Origin of the sequence: Sphingobacterium sp. GVS05A, assembly GCF_019969845.1 — a bacterium.
In the GTDB taxonomy this organism is placed as follows: domain Bacteria; phylum Bacteroidota; class Bacteroidia; order Sphingobacteriales; family Sphingobacteriaceae; genus Sphingobacterium.
The window spans coordinates 62,892-79,794 of record NZ_JAHXYR010000006.1; the positions used below are offsets into that span (position 1 = coordinate 62,892).

Below are 16,903 nucleotides of genomic sequence, written 5' to 3' on the forward strand. Positions count from 1 at the left end.
CCGAAGTGTGATGATAAAGATATTGATCAAGAATAATGTATTTCCTTGCTGTTTGTCGATACTATTGACATTATGTTGTGCATACCAGATGTGCCAGGCAAATGTGGATCCAGGGAAAATAAATGCATTGATTAAAGCAATTAAAGTTGATAGTATAGGAGGGCAACTTCCCCAATTGAGTTATCAGAAAATTGCGCATCAGGTCGTTAAGGTGCGGGTTTCGGTAGATCTGCCCGAAAATGTGCGCTGCGATGATTGGCGGATCAGAATTTTGCCGGCATTTCAGCCCACATTTCATTGGGCACCACATCTGACACCCTCGGATAGCCATATTATTGCACAGCATGTCTTTAGAGCGCCCATGATGATGCTATCAGATCAACGGAAGCAACTTGTTATTATTCCCGATGTAGATCTGTTGAATAACACTTTAGCCAGAGATTGGTATATGGATATGGATGCGACGAAAAACCAGTTAACACTGGGGCGGTCGCTGGCGCAAGTCGGCGAACATGTTTTGTTCAAACGGAAATCCGGAAATACATACACGCGTGGTAAATTTGAGTTTGCATTTTATGTTCTCGCCTTTGACGATCGGGAAGTAGCAGATAATCCCTTTCGTAGACCGCTGGCTTTCTACTGGAAAAAATGGGGAGCAGGTCTTTTTGAGAAGGGCGAACCAATCTCTGGAGATATGGAAGCCTATGTGCGGCATAGCTATCAATGGGCATTCCAATCCTGGGTCAAGCAGGTATGGCAGTCGTTTGAAATTAATGGAAAAAAAGTGGGCGCACCGACTTTTATTGTCAATACCACACAAAGCCCCAATTATCCTGGGAAAACCAATGAACGGGAGTTCCGTTCCATATGGAATCAGGCCTGGTTCAGTTCTTTACGTTCAGCCGGTGGCCTATATCGTTTTGCAAAGCGGATAGGAGATTCTGAACTCTTGGATAAGGCGAATCTGACCAAGGAACTGGCACTATCCTATCCCAAAAAGAAGGGGTTTTTCTATGGTCTGATTGGAACAGAAATGGAAGAAACTATTGAGGAAGAAGGCGATAAAAAATCCGTTCGGAGTAAAGGTTGGGAACACTATTATTGGGGAAATTCTAATCGAAATCCCTATACCTGGGATGCTCGTAAATCCCCTTTTCATCTTTTGGATATGAGTTGGACCGCGCTACTGATGTTGCGTTGGTACGATGAGTTGGAAAAGGACCCGCGTTTGTTAGCCTATGCCGAAGACTATGGAAAATCTCTGCTTAAAGTACAGACTGCGGATGGGTTCTTTCCGGGCTGGCTTGACCTAGAGACATTAAAGCCTCTTGCTCACCTCAATGATTCACCCGAAAGCGCGTTGTCGGTTACCTTTTTATTGACTCTTTATCGCATGACGCAAAAGGAGGAGTATAAAGTAGCGGCAGTAAGAGCAATGCAAGCTATTATGAAGGAAATTATACCCAATGGGCGCTGGGAAGATTTTGAAACCTATTGGTCCTGTTCGCGTGTTGGTGTCGAAGATTGGGTAGGGAAAAAGGTGTCGCGCAACGACATGTTCAAGCAGAATAATTTCTCTATGTTTTGGACTGCAGAAGCACTATTGGAATGCTATCAAATCACTAAAGCGAAACCATACCTCAAGATTGGTCAACGTACCTTGGACGAACTGTTGATGACACAGGCCGCATGGCAGCCTCATTTTATTCCCATAAAAGCATTGGGCGGGTTTGGTGTGATGAATGCAGATGGAGAATGGAACGATGCCAGGCAGAGTTTGTTTGCAGAGTTGATTATTCGCTATGGTAAGGAATTGAAGCAAAAGGAATACCTTCAGCGTGGTTTAGCGGCTTTACGGGCCTCCTTTGTCATGATGTACTGTCCTGAAAACCCTAATACCAAAGCACAATGGGAGGAAGCCTGGCCATTTTTTGGAAAAGAGGACTATGGTTTTATGATGGAAAACTATGGTCATGGTGGGGAGACAAATGCTAAAGGTCTGGGCATAGGGGAGTTTACGATCTACGATTGGGGCAATGGAGCTGCAGCGGAAGCCTATAATCGGATATTAGACCATTATGGAATTGATTTTTTACGGGGGAGAGGCTTGTAGTCTTTTGCCAATGTATTGTGGTTAAGAAACAAAAAAAGCCTGCTCAAATGAACAGGCTTTTTTTGTGGTGCCACCTGGGTTCGAACCAGGGACACAAGGATTTTCAGTCCTTTGCTCTACCAGCTGAGCTATGGCACCAGTTGACCTTTTATTTAAATCTGTGATCATCAGATTGAAGCGTGGTGCCACCTGGGTTCGAACCAGGGACACAAGGATTTTCAGTCCTTTGCTCTACCAGCTGAGCTATGGCACCGCTTTCTGCTATGGGTTTGTTCCCCTATTGCGATGCAAATATAGTGTGATAATTTGAATTCTAAAATTTTTATGTGGATTATTTTTGCTCTTTTTTCGAAAGTGTTGATTTTGATCGAGATAAAATTACAAGAAACTAACATAGAGAAAAAGGAATAAGCTGTATCTTTGCATTTCAATAAATAGAGATGAGTAAAAGAGGAAGAGTTTTAGTTGCAATGAGTGGAGGGGTCGATAGCTCCGTTGCTTCTGTCATGCTCCACGAACAAGGATATGAGGTCATAGGTATCACGATGAAGACTTGGGATTATGCATCCGCAGGTGGTTCGTCTAAGGAGACTGGATGTTGTAGCCTCGACAGTATCAATGACGCTCGTACATTAGCCGTAAACTATGGTTTCCCTCATTATATATTAGATATACGCGATGAGTTTGGAGACTTTGTAATTGATAATTTTGTAGAGGAATACATTGCTGGGCGTACACCCAATCCATGTGTTCTTTGTAATACCCACATCAAATGGGAAGCTTTGATGAAGCGTGCTGATAAATTGGATTGTGAATTTATCGCTACGGGACATTACGCCAATATTCGTATGCACGACAATGGCCGTTATGTCATATCCAAGGGTAAAGATGAAAATAAGGATCAATCCTATGTCCTATGGGGCGTATCGCAGGAAAATCTAGCTCGGACGCAGTTTCCATTGGGATCGTTCACGAAAAAGGAAATCCGTCAAATGGCGCTTGACATGGGACAGAAGGAGCTTGCCAATAAATCGGAAAGCTACGAAATCTGCTTTGTGCCAGATAACGACTACCGTGCATTTTTAAGACATAAGGTACCTACATTAGATCAGCAGATCGGTCCGGGTAATTTTATCCTTTCAGACGGAACAGTGGTCGGTAAACATATTGGTTACCCATATTTTACCATCGGCCAACGTAAAGGTTTGGGTATTGCTTTGGGTAAACCGATGTTTGTGATTGAAATTCTCCCTGAAAGTAATACTGTCGTATTGGGTGAGGAGCATGAGCTCGAAAAATCACATGCCTATGTACGTAATGTGAACTTTGTCAAATATGCAAGTCTTGACCAGCCAATGGAGGCAATTTCAAAAGTACGTTATAAAGATTCAGGGGCTTTGTCTACTATCTCGCAAGAGGGTGATAAAGTGCGTATAGATTTTGTACACAATGTGAAAGGTATTGCGCCAGGACAATCAGCCGTATTCTACGAAGGAAATGATCTCTTAGGGGGCGGTTTCTTGATGAAATAATAAAAAGCTGATCTGAAATTCAGCATAAGAATTTTAATCCCTATACTGCATCTACAGTATAGGGATTTTTATTTTGCAACCAGTGTAAACATGATTTGAACGAGTTCCATAGAGACATTTACAACGAGTAATTGAAGCAGTTCACGTTATCTATTTCTGGAACATGGATAAGTGGCCGACATTGTATCCATAATCGTTTAAATGAGAATATATAAAGACAGATTTTTATTTTCTATTTACTAATTATTTTAGTAATTTTAACTTATGAATCCGTCAGAATATTTTAAGGGCAGAGGGGCGCAGATCAACCCCAATAACAAATTTTTTTCCAATCAATATGTTCAGGAACATATCGAAGGTTTGGACGAAGAATTTCTTGGGGCCGAAAAAACACAGTTTATTCCGACGCATCCGAAGTCCATTATCTCCAAATCCAATAGCCCAGACCTGCGCTTTGAAAGGTCAATTAATCCGTATCAGGGCTGTGAGCATGGTTGTATTTATTGCTATGCCCGCAATTCGCATGAGTATTGGGGTTTTAGTGCCGGATTAGACTTCGAACGCAAGATCCTGGTCAAACACAATGCCGCTCAACTCCTGGAGCATGAATTCCGCAAGTCAAGCTATCAGCCTGATTTGATTATGCTCTCAGGCAATACAGATTGTTATCAGCCTATTGAACGAAAATTGGGGATCACACGCTCGCTTTTAGAATTGATGCTTAAATACCGAAATCCAGTTTCTATCATTAGTAAAAATGTATTGATGCGAAGGGATTTTGACCTCTTACGCGAGCTTGCAGCGCTAAATCTGGTATCTGTTGCCGTGACCATTAATTCCCTGCGGGAGGAGGTCCGGCAAAAGATGGAACCCAGGACCGCTACAGCTTCGGCCCGTTTAAAACTCATTGAGGGATTGACGGGAATAGGTGTGCCTGTGATGCTGATGATGGCACCAATTGTTCCTGGGATCAATAGCGACGAGATTTCAGATTTGATCCGTTCTGGAGCAGATGCGGGAGCAATGACAGCCTCTTATACCATTGTTAGGCTCAACGGGCAGATCGGAGGTATCTTTAAAGATTGGTTGTATCAGAATTACCCGGATCGTGCTGAAAAGGTATTGCATTGGATCGAGGCTTGTCATGGTGGGAAAATTAATGATACTGATTTCGGACGGCGGATAAAAGGGGATGGTAATATGGCAGAGAGTCTGCAGCACCTGTTTAAGTTGTCAGTCAAAAAATATATGAATAACGGGGTGCTTCCGCCCCTGAGAAGGGATCTTTTCCGCTTGCCCGATGCGGGAATGCAGTTGGGATTGTTTTAGTTATTGTTGTCAAATGACTGCTGAAAATTACGCTATTTGTGTAATTTTAAAAAATGGAAATTATATCAGAGCGACTCCGGTTAAGAACAGTGGAAAATGAAGATTTGGAAAAGATTCATTATTTATTAATGTGTCCGGAAACGGCCTTATTTAATCCGAGCGGGCATCCTAATGGGATAGGGGATACCGCCCAAATGGTAAAAACCTGGTCGGAGCAAGAAAAGGAATCCGCGGATGGAAAGAATAATTATACTTTTTATATAGAAACTATTGCGGGGGCGGAATTTGTTGGTCTGATTGATATCAGTATTGTAAAAGTAAAATATAGAAATTCGGAAGTATGGTTTAAGTTAGTCCCAGAAATGTGGAATAAAGGATATGCAACAGAGGCATTAAAACGAATAATTGAATTTGGATTCAGACAACTTAATCTCCATCGGATAGAAGCTGGCTGTGCGGTAGAAAATATCGCGTCTTATAAGATAATGGAAAAGGTAGGTATGATTAGGGAAGCTCATCGGAGAAAGATCTTGCCTTTAAAAGACGGTTGGAGTGATAATTATGAATATGCAATTTTAGATCAGGACTACTTAGATTAAGCATAGTAAAGAACGATAAAGATTGATTATTTAATTTATTCTTTGCAAAAGGGTCAGATTCCTAAACGAATCTGGCCCTTTATTTCGTACGGAGATCGATGGCTCCAGAATTATGAGGCTGATAAAATTGATTTACAATCCCTACTTTTTTCTTTTGATCAATATATAGCTGATATATAACAATAATAGCCAAGCTGGGATGAGTTCAACCGGCAATTTCATGCCTGTTACCCACATAATACCCAGTACAGCGATTAGAAAGATCAGACAGATATAATTGCTCAATGGATAGAGAAACGAAGGGAATTTAGTTTTTACATGGCCATCGACTTTGTTTTTTCTAAAATATAAATGCGTGATTGAAATCATTACCCAGTTGATGATCAACGAAGATACAACCAGCGACATCAGGATCTCCAATGCATTCTTAGGTGCAACATAATTGATAAAGACACAGATCGCAGCAAACACAGCTGAAACCAGAATAGCATTTATAGGTGCATGGTTTTTGTTTAGCTTGGACAAAAATCTAGGCGCATTACCTTGTTCAGCAAGTCCAAATAGCATTCTACTATTGCTGTAAACACTGCTATTGTAAACCGATAAGGCTGCGGTGAGTACGATCAGGTTGAGTGCGTTTGCGATAATTTTTGTGAAGTAGAACGTTTTTCCGAATAGGGTAAATTCAAAACCATTGAGTTTGTCAAATACCAGCACAAAAGGGCTTGTATCCGCGTTAATATTTGTCCAGGGGGTAAGCGAAAACAAGATAATCAGTGCGCCTACATAAAAGATTAAGATCCTGTAGATAACCTGATTGGTCGCTTTAGGAATATTTTTTTCCGGATGCTCGGCTTCGGCAGCGGTAATACCCACCAATTCGAGTCCACCAAAAGAAAACATAATCAGTGCCATGGCAGATAGCAGACCTTCATAGCTACCGTCTTCAGCCTGGTAAAACCAGCCTTTTGGAAAAAAACCACCATGCGAAGTGAGGTTGCTCAGGCTCGCCTGCTCACCTCCGGTACCACTAACCAGGAGATAGACACCAAAGACAATCATGGCAATAATAGCAACAACCTTAATGATTGAAAACCAGAATTCTGTCTCGCCATAAATTTTTACAGAAGCAAGGTTCAGGGCATTGATAGCGAAAAAGAAAAATAAGCTGGATCCCCATAGTGGGATTTCCGGCCACCAGAATTGGACATATACTCCAATGGCTGTTAGTTCGGCCATGCTCACTAAAATATAGAGCACCCAGTAATTCCAGCCGGAGGCATAACCGGCAAAAGAACCCCAATATTTATTAGCGAAGTAACTAAAGCTACCGGATACGGGTTCTTCAACCACCATTTCTCCCAATTGGCGCATAATGAAGAAAGCAATTATCCCTGCAAAGGCATAACCAAGTATGACCGCTGGCCCCGCTAGTGTAGCGGCTTTTCCTATTCCAAGAAACAATCCAGTTCCGATGGCGCCACCAAGAGCAATCAGCTGAATATGTCTATTTTGAAGTCCCCTTTTTAATTGTTTCGAATCCTTGTTATTCTGTTTCTCCATTTGTATGGTTAATACGGTTACTTATTAAGTGTCGACCAGTCTTGGTCCTGAACATTCTACCCATCTCTTTTCCAACGCGGGATTGGGATGAAAATCGGTTTATCTGCAAAGTACTACAAATTATTTAATTTGGTACTACAGCATTCTGACCTAAGCGCATAAAGTTAATAAACACTTAGGTATTTTATGCACCTTGGGCTTTGCTTTTTGCTGGACTAGAAAGTAATCTTGATTAATCCTGCTGAAAGACAGCTTTTTAATAGAAAACGCTACCATGAGAATGATAGCGTTTCATTTGTTCGTAGCTAGTGTGATTTTTGGCCACTCCACCTTAGAACGAAATTTTGTTTGTAAATGATACAGTAAAAGATAAATTAATTTGCTTTCTGTGGTTTTTCCACTGTTCCGCAGCTACATCCACAACCTTTGGAGCAACCTGATTTACCTTTCAGTGATTTGCGGACATTTCTAACGACATACCATACAGCCGCTAACACCAAAATTCCAACGATGAGATATTGTACTGTTAAATTATCCATGATCTTTTATTTTTTTTAACTGTGAAAGCGTCTATCTCACTTGCACAACTCGTTTATTTTAAGAGTTGATAAGCAATCAAGGCACTGAAATAAGCCAGGCCTGTCATAAAACCAACTTGAATTAATGTCCATTTCCACGACCCCGTTTCTCTTTTTACTGCTGCTATTGTACTCATACATTGCATAGCAAAAGCGTAAAATAAGAGAAGAGATATTCCGGAAGCAAAATTGTAGGCTGGTAAGCCTGTGTTACGGTTAATCTCACTTCGCATTTTGCTTAATACTGTTGTTTTCGTTGCTTCATCTTCAATATCCACTTCATCGCCAAGGCTGTATACGGTTGCCATTGTTCCCACAAAAACTTCTCTCGCTGCAAATGAGGAGATCAAACCGATTCCCATTTTCCAGTCATAACCTAGAGGCTCTACAACAGGTTCAATTGCCATGCCAAGATAGCCAAGGAAGGAGTGTTCCAGTCGGTAAGAAGAGATCTCATGGTCAAGATCCTCACCTGAGAGGTTGGGGTTATTTTGTGTGACATATTCCTTTGCCTTGCTAAACTTGTCGTTTGGACCGAAACTACCCAAAGCCCAAAGAATAACAGAAATTGCCAATATAATCTTACCTGCTCCGAATACAAAGCTTGCTGTTTTCTCCCAAACATTTAAAGCGACGTTTTTCCAGTCTGGAGATTTATAAGTCGGAAGTTCAAATATTAAAAAGGACTTATGTTTGGATTTGATGATTTTGGTCAAGAGTATGGCCGAAAACAATGCTGCAAATATCCCAAGGAGGTACATGACAAATAAAACCATACCCTGCAATTGAAATCCTGCATATTTGGTGTCCGGAATAACTAAACCGATCAATACGATGTAAATGGGTAGACGTGCAGAACAGGTCATGAACGGCGTGACCAATATGGTGACGAGTCGTTCCTTTGCATTTTCGATATTACGTGCAGACATGACCGCTGGTACAGCACAGGCTACCCCAGAGATTAAAGGGATAACGGATTTTCCATTTAGCCCGAAGGGTCTGAGCCAACGATCCATCAGGAAAACCACACGGCTCATATAGCCAGTCTCTTCCATGATAGAAATAAAAATGTATAAAATAACGATCTGTGGGATAAATATTACGATACCACCGATACCTTTGATAATACCATTGCTCAACAGATCTGTGAGCGGACCAGCAGGAAGCGTGGTCTGCGTATAAGCGGCAAGATCACCAAAAAGCCCATCAATAAAGTCCATAGCCGGACCCGACCAGGTATAGATCGCCTGGAAAATCAGGAAGAGAATACCAAAGAAGATCAGATACCCAAAGATTGGATGGAGCAATATTTTGTCAATCGCGTTTGTCTTATTTTTGTTGGAAGCATCGTCCTTGGTATAGATTTCAGCTAAGTTTCCATCTAAGGATTTGCTCCGAAGAATAGCCTCTTCTTTCTGTAGTTTCTCCGCTTTTAACTGATGCTTGTCCCGAATTTGCTGAATCGAATCGTTTTTTTCTTTCGATAGAAAAGAGACCTCACCTTTAGCCAGGTACTGCCAGGTATGGTATTCAGTGTCCAAAGGAAAAAGTCTTTTAGTTTCTTCCAATGCTTCGTTTGCTATTGGGGGCAACTGAAATTTGCTGACATACATCGGCGGGGTGGCATCGAAATTCTTGATCAGCTGATCTATACCCTGTCCAGTACGCGCATTTGTTTCGTAAACCTTTGTATTAAGTAGCTGTTCAAGCTTTGGGATATCTATACTTATTCCTTTTTCTTTGGCCTCATCAATCATGTTGATGACGAAGATGGCCGGAAGCCCGAGCTCTCGCGCTTGTTGATAAAGGATGATAGACCTTTTCAGGTTTGTTGGTTCGGCAACAACAATAACCAGGTTTGGTCTAAAACTGTTTTCTTTGTTGACCAAGGTATTGAAGACGACTTCTTCGTCCATCGAACTCGGAAACAGGGTATAGGTTCCTGGAAGGTCAATAATGCGATAGGTCTTGTTGTTGGCTTTAACTTGTCCCTCACGTTTTTCTACAGTGATACCAGGATAGTTTCCTACTTTCTGATTTAATTTTGTAATCCGGTTAAAAAGGGATGTTTTACCCACGTTTGGATTACCCAAAAGTGCAATAATCGGGTTATTCATTATTTCTGATCAATTAGGATGACTTTAGCTTCGGATTTGCGAATGGCAATCAAGGCGTTATTAGCAATAATATTTAAACATATAGGACCATCTAAAGGTGCGATATGTTTCACTTCTACTTCAGTACCAGGCACAAAACCTAATTCGAAAAATTTAGCTGGAATATCGTGCGAATCAAAATCAATAATCACCGCTTTTTCCCCTTTTTTTAGCTTGTCTAAGCTAGTTTTATTACGCATCTACCTAATTTTTTGTATTCTCCAAATATACAGATTTTCTACCATTTAGAATGATTCTAATGTCATAGTTATGTATTTAGCGCAAAAAACAGCTATCTTTACGAGTAAAAAGGGATTAATTATCAACCAAAATGAAAATCGAGGACGAAATCAAAGTAAGTAAATTCAGTAATGAATGGCATCGTTGTACCGTAAACATTCTATATACGTACAATTGGCTTAATAATGAACTTGAACAAAGAGCAGCCAAAGAAGGGATCACTTTGAAACAATTTAATGTCTTACGTATCCTCCGAGGCCAATATCCAAAACCTGCAACCAATAACCTGATCAAATCAAGAATGCTAAGCACAACACCCGATATTTCCCGTATGATGGATCGGATGGTGACGAAAGGACTTGTTTCCCGCTGTCAATCTGGTGGTGATAAACGCGCCGTTGATCTGGTTATCACCGATAAGGGCCTGAAGATCCTTGAAAATCTCGAAGAGCCGATGCTGATGACGGATATTTTAACCAATAGAATTAGTGAAAAGGAAGCAATCCAGCTTAGTACTTTATTGGACAAGCTAAGAGGCTAGTTAATGTGCATGGTCATGATGATCATGATCATGCAGCTCTTGATGGCCTTCATCATGTCCATGTGCATGGTCGTGTTCACCGCCGAAAGCAAAACTCGCCAGAGCAATGGCCACACCGGCAATTACCGCAATCATCTTTCTTTTGTTGAATTTATGATGGTCTATAGATCCGGACTCAAACAATATTGTCGTGGATATATGCAGAAATATACCAATTACCACAGCCATGATCTTATCAAAATATTGCTGAATATTACCCACCTCACCGGCACTAATTGCTTTACTCAATAGAAAGCCGAAAGGAGTCATAGCCGCGAACAGGGCCAGTGTGATGATAATCGTATTTTTTTTCAGGTGTGTGCTGATCAAGATGCTGCCTAGGGCAAATGCAGCTGGAATATGATGGATCGAGATCCCTAATGCAAGTTCGGTCTGATGTGTTGCCGCTAATGGCATTCCCTCCAAGAAGGCATGTAGACATAAACTAAACATGATACCGATCGGAAAACTATGGCTGTGATGACCATGCTCATTTTCGGTATGGATATGCCCGTGCTCAATTCCCTGCGAAAATTGCTCAAGGAATAACTGGAACAGAAAGCCTCCAAGTACATAGATACCCAATATTTCGGGTGAGGTGTTTGTCGACTGATAAACATGTGGAATTAAATGCAGTACAGTAATGGAGAATAGATAGGCTCCACTAAATGAAAGGATCAATTTTAGAAAATTTGTCCCTTTTTTCTGTACAAAAAAGACAGCGATACCACTTGCAAATGCAGGTACGAATAAAATTAAAATCAATAAAATTGAATTCATTATACTTGTTCAGTTTTAAAAAAGCTAGGTACGAACCGCTTAAACAGGTAGCCTGTAGCCAACCCAACTAGGATTCCCAGCGCGGAGCCACATAGTATGTCAAACGGGTAATGAACACCAACATAGATTTGGGAGACTGAAATCAGGAATGCCCAGGCAATACATAACCAAAGTACATATTTCCATCTTCTTCGGAACAGCACAATCCAGAAGAAGGCCAAGGAAAAGTGATTGGACGCATGAGAGGAAGTAAAGCTAAATCCAGAGCCACATCGTACCCGGATATTGACATTTTCCTTAAACTCCACATCATTGCAGGGCCTGATTCTTTTGACAGTCTTTTTGATCAAATGAGATGAGATACCATCAGAAATACCGAAAGTAACCAATGTCATCGCCACAATCAGTATACCTGTTTTTCCATAGGTTTTAATGAAAAAAATAACCAAAAATAGATACAATGGAGCCCAGGTGTATGGATTACGCAATATAGGCAACAGCCAATCAAATACAGGGTTACTTAAACCTTGATTGATGGCAAGAAAAATTTCTTGGTCGATGTGTACTAATTGTTGAATCATAAATCTTGTTGATTACAATAAAATTCCCAAACTTTTAAAAACTCGCTTTTCAAAAGTAAAAATAATTTCATTGCAAACGATTGTTTCTTTTAAAAACAACTTTGTTGCAACAAAGATACATTAAATATTCAATAATTATAATTTTAATTCGATATTTTATTGCCATAATGCTAAATTTACACGTTAATCAATTCAAAGGAAATGACTTTAATTAAATCAATCTCAGGAATACGTGGTACGATAGGCGGTCGTGCAGGAGAAGGACTTACGCCGATAGATATTGTTAAATTTACAGCTGCTTACGGAACTATCATCGTAAAGCAAAGCGGAATAAAGAAAATTGTGGTTGGAAGGGATGCCCGTGTTTCTGGCGAAATGGTCAGCAACTTGGTTATCGGAACCCTGCAAAGTATCGGTGTTGATGTGATTGATTTGGGATTATCGACAACACCGACAGTAGAAATTGCTGTTCCACTGGAAAAAGCAGCAGGTGGTATTATCCTGACAGCTTCGCATAATCCAGGACAATGGAATGCGCTTAAACTGTTAAATGCGAAAGGCGAATTTATATCTGATGTGGAAGGTCAGGAAGTATTAGCCCTTGGAGAATCCCTAGATTTTGATTTTTCTGCTGTGGAAGAACTAGGATCAGTGCACAAAGATTATTCTTATCTACAAAAACATGTTGATGCTGTATTGGCATTGGAATATGTAGATAAGGAAGCGATCAAAGCAGCGAACTTTAAAGTTGCTTTGGATGCGGTAAATAGTACGGGTGGTACATTTATCCCGGCTTTGTTGGATGCCTTGGGTGTACATACAATTTATAAAATTCACTGTGAGCCTAATGGTAATTTTCCACATAATCCAGAGCCTTTAAAAGAACATTTGGCAGATTTATCTACTGCTGTAATCGAAAATAAAGCTGATTTGGGCATTGCCGTTGATCCAGATGTAGACCGTTTGGTCTTTATGATGGAAGATGGTGAGTTATTTGGCGAGGAATACACACTTGTTGCAGTTGCAGATTATCTGTTACAACATAAAAAAGGTAATACGGTTTCCAATTTATCATCTACACGTGCATTGCGTGATGTAACCAAAGCACATGGTGGTGAATATTATGCCGCTGCTGTTGGCGAGGTCAATGTGGTTACCAAAATGAAAGAAGTAGATGCTGTGATCGGTGGCGAAGGTAATGGTGGGGTAATCTATCCAGCCTCGCACTATGGTCGTGATGCTTTGGTAGGTGTAGCTATTTTTCTGACGCATTTGGCTAAGCTGGGCAAGAAAGCTTCTGAATACCGTGCTTCACTGCCACAATATTTCATGTCTAAGAATAAGATCACGTTGACTCCAGAACTGGATATCGACAATCTTTTGGCGAAAATGGAGGAGAAATATAAAAATGAAGAACACAGTACCATCGATGGTCTGAAAATAGACTTTGAGAATGAATGGGTGCATTTGCGTAAATCTAATACGGAGCCAATCATTCGGATCTACTCCGAAGGACCGACACCGGAAGCCGCTGAGCAGATTGCACAAAAAATCATTCGCGAGATCGAAGAAATAATTAAATAAAAACAAAAAGCTGCATCCGCAGCTTTTTGTTTTATGATCTACATGGAAAGATATTTCCACAAAATAAAAACACGTTTTCATTATTTATGATTAAAAAAACCTTTATAGCGATTTATTGTTTTTTGAGTCTATTTTTATTTACGGTTTCGCTGATGGCTCAAGAACCCCTTGATGCGATCAATAAGACATTAGATACCTGGCATAAATCTTCAGGCGAGGTGAAGTTTGGCCCCTTTATCAATTCACTTGCGGCAGATGCGGTAATAATGGGTGCCGACCGGGAGGAACGTTGGGATAAAAACCATAGCGATAAATTCTCTGAACAGTATTTTAACCCCAAATATGCCTGGAATTATACCTACCAAAACCGATCTGTCCATTTTAATACCGACAGTACGACAGCATGGTTTGACGAAATCTTTAAGATAAATACGAAGTACTTTCGCGGTACCGGTGTGTTAAGCATAATAGACAATGATTGGAAAATTCAACAATATAATCTGTCTATGCTCGCACCTTATCAGGAGGTCAAATCTGCTATTGGCGGTAAGCTGGGACACAATGTTCATAATAATGTACTCCTGGTAATGGTGTTGTTTTTCTTTATGGCGATGCTGTTTGTCCTCAGTCAACGATTAAAGATATCCTATCCCATTTTATTGGTTATTGGGGGGTTAGGGATTTCTCTTATTCCTGGAGCGCCCGTGATTAGCATAGATCCGGATATTGTCTTTTTGGTATTTTTGCCACCCTTGTTGTTTGAAGCAGCTTGGTATACTAACTGGAACAATTTTCTGAAATGGCGCCGATCCATTTTCATCATGGGTTTTGGTTTGGTCTTTTTTACATCCTTGGCAATCGCTTATTTTTCAGTCAGTATTATTCCGGGCTTCACTTTGGCTTTAGGTTTTCTGTTGGGTGGTATTATTTCTCCGCCGGATGCGGTAGCCGCAAGTTCAGTATTAAAAGGCGTGAGTATACCCAAACGGGGTATTGCTATCCTGGAGGGGGAGAGTTTGGTTAATGATGCGGCTTCTTTGACCGTATTTCGGTTTGCTTCCATCGCTATCCTAACAGGGCAATTTGCGATGGGTACGGCAACAACACAATTTCTTGTGCTGTCAGTCATGGGTGTTGTTGTTGGACTTGTGATCGGCCATATCTTGTATTTCTTCTTGCGTTATGTTGCTAAATCCTCCAGTATATCAACCCCCATCACACTCATCGCTCCTTACCTGATGTATATCGTTGCCGAGCATTTTGAATGGTCAGGCGTATTGGCAGTCGTCAGTGGTGGTTTATTTCTTTCTTTCCGGGCAGGCGATTATCTCAACTACCATACTCGTATCCAAACCAAGGAGGTTTGGGCAACAATAGGTTTTCTATTGAATGGCTTTGTTTTTATCCTGATCGGCCTTGAACTTCCTGTGATCATCAATGGATTAGGTGAATACTCCATGGAAGAGGCGATTGATTTTTCTTTGGCCATCTGTGTTATTGTTATTGTTTTGCGATTGGTGGCCGTTTATCTTTCGGCTTATGTTCCACGCTTATTGTTCAAAAGAGTTCGCGTCAGAGAAAAAGGACCGGGGTGGAAATTGCCATTAATCGTCGGTTGGGCTGGTATGCGAGGTGTCGTTTCACTTGCTTCAGCCTTGGCTATCCCGATGACCTTATATGACGGAACAGCTTTCCCACATCGTAATCTTATTTTGTTTATCACTTTCGTCGTTATTCTGGTGACTTTGGTGTTTCAGGGACTTACATTACCCCTGCTGATAAAATTGATCAAGATCGAGGAGGTTGATGAACAAGTGCCGATGGAAGAGCAAATTGATGAAATCCGTGTTAGGCTCGGTAGGGACTCTATTGCATATCTTGATAAACACTATGCCAAGGAGATGATGGAGTACGAGACAATCGCACGAGTAAAAGAACAGCTTATCCGAAGTATAAATGCATCTGAACGCGCCAAAGAAGAGGATACCCGAGCGCAGCTATCGGCTGTTAGAGGATTGTACAATAAAATTATGCTGGAAATTCTGGTTGTACGTCGCAACGGATTAGCGAAGATGAAAGAAAGCAAAGAGTACGACAGTGACGTCATCAAAGATTTGGAATATTCATTGGATCTAGAAGAGTCGCGCCTGACACGCAAATAAGTTGATTCTTCCACCAAAAGCCGAAAGGCTCAAAACTGACGAAAGGCTCAAAAAATAGCAAGGTTGGTCTATTGGATCAACCTTGCTATTTTTCCTTTATCTCCAACCAAAAAGACGGTTTTACCTTTCTTAGCCTTCTGCACCGCATTGTAGCTTTCTTGAGAGATTGTATACCATGTTTTTCCTTTGTCCGCTGACAGATCCGTTCCCGAGGTTCCAGTACAGATAAGTTGTTTGTTTGAAAGATAGATTACAGCCGATTTAAAACCTGATATTGGCTGACTTGAAGCCTGCCAAGTTTTGCCACCATCATTGCTCAAAAAACAGGCTTTTTCCTTGTTTTTGTCATTTCTGTAATCACCACCAACGACGATCCCTGACTTAGGTGAACTAAATGCAATGGAAAAAGGGCCAGTGCTATTTTGTCCTTGCGTAATTGGACAGCTGTAACGTTGCCAGGTGTCCCCGTGATCATTGCTCGTGTAAATATTGGAAACCGTTCCGCCAGTTGCGATCCAGAAATCTCCGGTTGCAAGACTAAATATGGATGTACCACTGGCGGCAAAACCAGCCTCACCTTCGGAAATGGCATAGCTTAGATTGGAGGATATATCCTGCCATGTCTGTCCAAAATCTGTTGTTTTTAATAAAGGCATCTTCCCATTGATGGCATCTCCAAAAGCGATACCGACACCTTTGGGTGTAAAAGCAAAGCCATCATAAAATATTTCAGGTCGTGTATCTTTAAAAACCTCCTTCCAGCTTCTACCCGCATCAGTCGTAAGCAATACTAAGGCTGGAGAACCTGCTGAAATAATCAGGGCCTGATTTTCATCAAAAGCTTCGACATCCCTAAAGTCTATCTTTTCATAACCGATCGGATTGACCCACTGCCAATTTTTTCCAGCATCGGTACTCAAGCCTACTGTGCCGTTACTTCCGCTGACCCAAAGTGTTTGGTCATCGACTACACTTAGTCCCCGATAGCTGCTATTGCGTTCTTGGTTCAACAGCTGAATTGTGTTTTTTTGTGCAGATAGACTTTCAATAAGAAATACCTGAACGAGAAAGAGAAGAAATAGTGGTTTCATGTAGTTATACTAGTT

Annotated in this window: 14 protein-coding genes and 2 tRNA genes; 7 read left to right on the forward strand and 9 right to left on the reverse strand. The window is 41.0% G+C overall.

What is annotated here, in order from left to right; translation table 11 throughout:
- Nucleotides 1-10: 10 nt before the first annotated feature.
- A complete protein-coding gene (locus tag LC454_RS15825) occupies nucleotides 11-2,113 on the forward strand; it encodes a hypothetical protein (RefSeq protein WP_223583446.1) in 2,103 nt (700 codons plus the stop codon).
- 65 nt (nucleotides 2,114-2,178) lie between these two features.
- Here LC454_RS15825 and LC454_RS15830 read toward each other — a convergent pair.
- A tRNA-Phe gene (locus LC454_RS15830) sits at nucleotides 2,179-2,251 on the reverse strand.
- Between the two features lie 42 nt (nucleotides 2,252-2,293).
- Nucleotides 2,294-2,366, reverse strand: a tRNA-Phe gene (locus LC454_RS15835).
- Between the two features lie 187 nt (nucleotides 2,367-2,553).
- On the opposite strand from LC454_RS15835, the gene mnmA reads away from it, so the two are divergent.
- The 3 genes from mnmA (at nucleotide 2,554) to LC454_RS15850 (ending at nucleotide 5,573) form a co-directional block, all read left to right on the forward strand.
- Complete coding sequence (gene mnmA / locus LC454_RS15840) at nucleotides 2,554-3,645, forward strand: tRNA 2-thiouridine(34) synthase MnmA (RefSeq protein WP_223583447.1); 1,092 nt, start codon at nucleotides 2,554-2,556, stop codon at nucleotides 3,643-3,645.
- 264 nt (nucleotides 3,646-3,909) lie between these two features.
- Entirely contained in the window at nucleotides 3,910-4,974 is a 1,065-nt protein-coding gene (locus LC454_RS15845) for a PA0069 family radical SAM protein (RefSeq protein WP_223583448.1), read from the forward strand.
- A gap of 53 nt (nucleotides 4,975-5,027) precedes the next feature.
- Entirely contained in the window at nucleotides 5,028-5,573 is a 546-nt protein-coding gene (locus tag LC454_RS15850; RefSeq protein ID WP_223583449.1) for a GNAT family N-acetyltransferase, read from the forward strand.
- A 141-nt stretch (nucleotides 5,574-5,714) separates the two neighbouring features.
- Here LC454_RS15850 and LC454_RS15855 read toward each other — a convergent pair whose 3' ends face one another.
- The 4 genes from LC454_RS15855 to LC454_RS15870 all read right to left on the reverse strand — a co-directional run bounded on the left by LC454_RS15855 (nucleotide 5,715) and on the right by LC454_RS15870 (nucleotide 10,070).
- The gene (locus tag LC454_RS15855) at nucleotides 5,715-7,136 is read right to left on the reverse strand and encodes an amino acid permease (protein ID WP_223583450.1); all 1,422 of its coding nucleotides are present in this window, start codon (nucleotides 7,134-7,136) and stop codon (nucleotides 5,715-5,717) included.
- Nucleotides 7,137-7,510: 374 nt separating this feature from the next.
- Nucleotides 7,511-7,675: a FeoB-associated Cys-rich membrane protein gene (locus LC454_RS15860; RefSeq protein ID WP_120259094.1), complete on the reverse strand. Its 165-nt coding sequence runs from the start codon at nucleotides 7,673-7,675 to the stop codon at nucleotides 7,511-7,513.
- Between the two features lie 53 nt (nucleotides 7,676-7,728).
- Nucleotides 7,729-9,831, reverse strand: coding sequence for a ferrous iron transport protein B (feoB, locus tag LC454_RS15865; protein WP_223583451.1), 2,103 nt, complete (start codon nucleotides 9,829-9,831; stop codon nucleotides 7,729-7,731).
- The gene (locus LC454_RS15870; RefSeq protein ID WP_223583452.1) at nucleotides 9,831-10,070 is read right to left on the reverse strand and encodes a ferrous iron transport protein A; all 240 of its coding nucleotides are present in this window, start codon (nucleotides 10,068-10,070) and stop codon (nucleotides 9,831-9,833) included. The genes feoB and LC454_RS15870 overlap by 1 nt, the downstream gene beginning before the upstream one ends.
- A gap of 131 nt (nucleotides 10,071-10,201) precedes the next feature.
- Between LC454_RS15870 and LC454_RS15875 the strand changes: the two genes are divergently transcribed.
- The gene (locus tag LC454_RS15875) at nucleotides 10,202-10,651 is read left to right on the forward strand and encodes a MarR family winged helix-turn-helix transcriptional regulator (protein ID WP_223583453.1); all 450 of its coding nucleotides are present in this window, start codon (nucleotides 10,202-10,204) and stop codon (nucleotides 10,649-10,651) included.
- Here LC454_RS15875 and LC454_RS15880 read toward each other — a convergent pair whose 3' ends face one another.
- On the reverse strand, nucleotides 10,652-11,470 hold the full coding sequence (locus LC454_RS15880) for a ZIP family metal transporter (RefSeq protein WP_223583454.1): 819 nt from the start codon (nucleotides 11,468-11,470) through the stop codon (nucleotides 10,652-10,654). It lies immediately after the preceding gene.
- Nucleotides 11,470-12,051, reverse strand: a complete 582-nt coding sequence (locus tag LC454_RS15885; protein ID WP_223583455.1) for a phosphatase PAP2 family protein — start codon at nucleotides 12,049-12,051, stop codon at nucleotides 11,470-11,472. Before LC454_RS15885 ends, LC454_RS15880 begins: the two co-directional genes overlap by 1 nt.
- A gap of 201 nt (nucleotides 12,052-12,252) precedes the next feature.
- Between LC454_RS15885 and glmM the strand changes: the two genes are divergently transcribed.
- Nucleotides 12,253-13,635 (forward strand): phosphoglucosamine mutase, encoded by a 1,383-nt coding sequence (glmM, locus tag LC454_RS15890; RefSeq protein ID WP_223583456.1) that lies wholly within the window; start codon nucleotides 12,253-12,255, stop codon nucleotides 13,633-13,635.
- 86 nt (nucleotides 13,636-13,721) lie between these two features.
- On the forward strand, nucleotides 13,722-15,797 hold the full coding sequence (locus tag LC454_RS15895) for a Na+/H+ antiporter (RefSeq protein ID WP_223583457.1): 2,076 nt from the start codon (nucleotides 13,722-13,724) through the stop codon (nucleotides 15,795-15,797).
- A 68-nt stretch (nucleotides 15,798-15,865) separates the two neighbouring features.
- Here LC454_RS15895 and LC454_RS15900 read toward each other — a convergent pair whose 3' ends face one another.
- The gene (locus tag LC454_RS15900; protein ID WP_223583458.1) at nucleotides 15,866-16,888 is read right to left on the reverse strand and encodes a WD40/YVTN/BNR-like repeat-containing protein; all 1,023 of its coding nucleotides are present in this window, start codon (nucleotides 16,886-16,888) and stop codon (nucleotides 15,866-15,868) included.
- Between the last annotated feature and the right edge of the window lie 15 nt (nucleotides 16,889-16,903).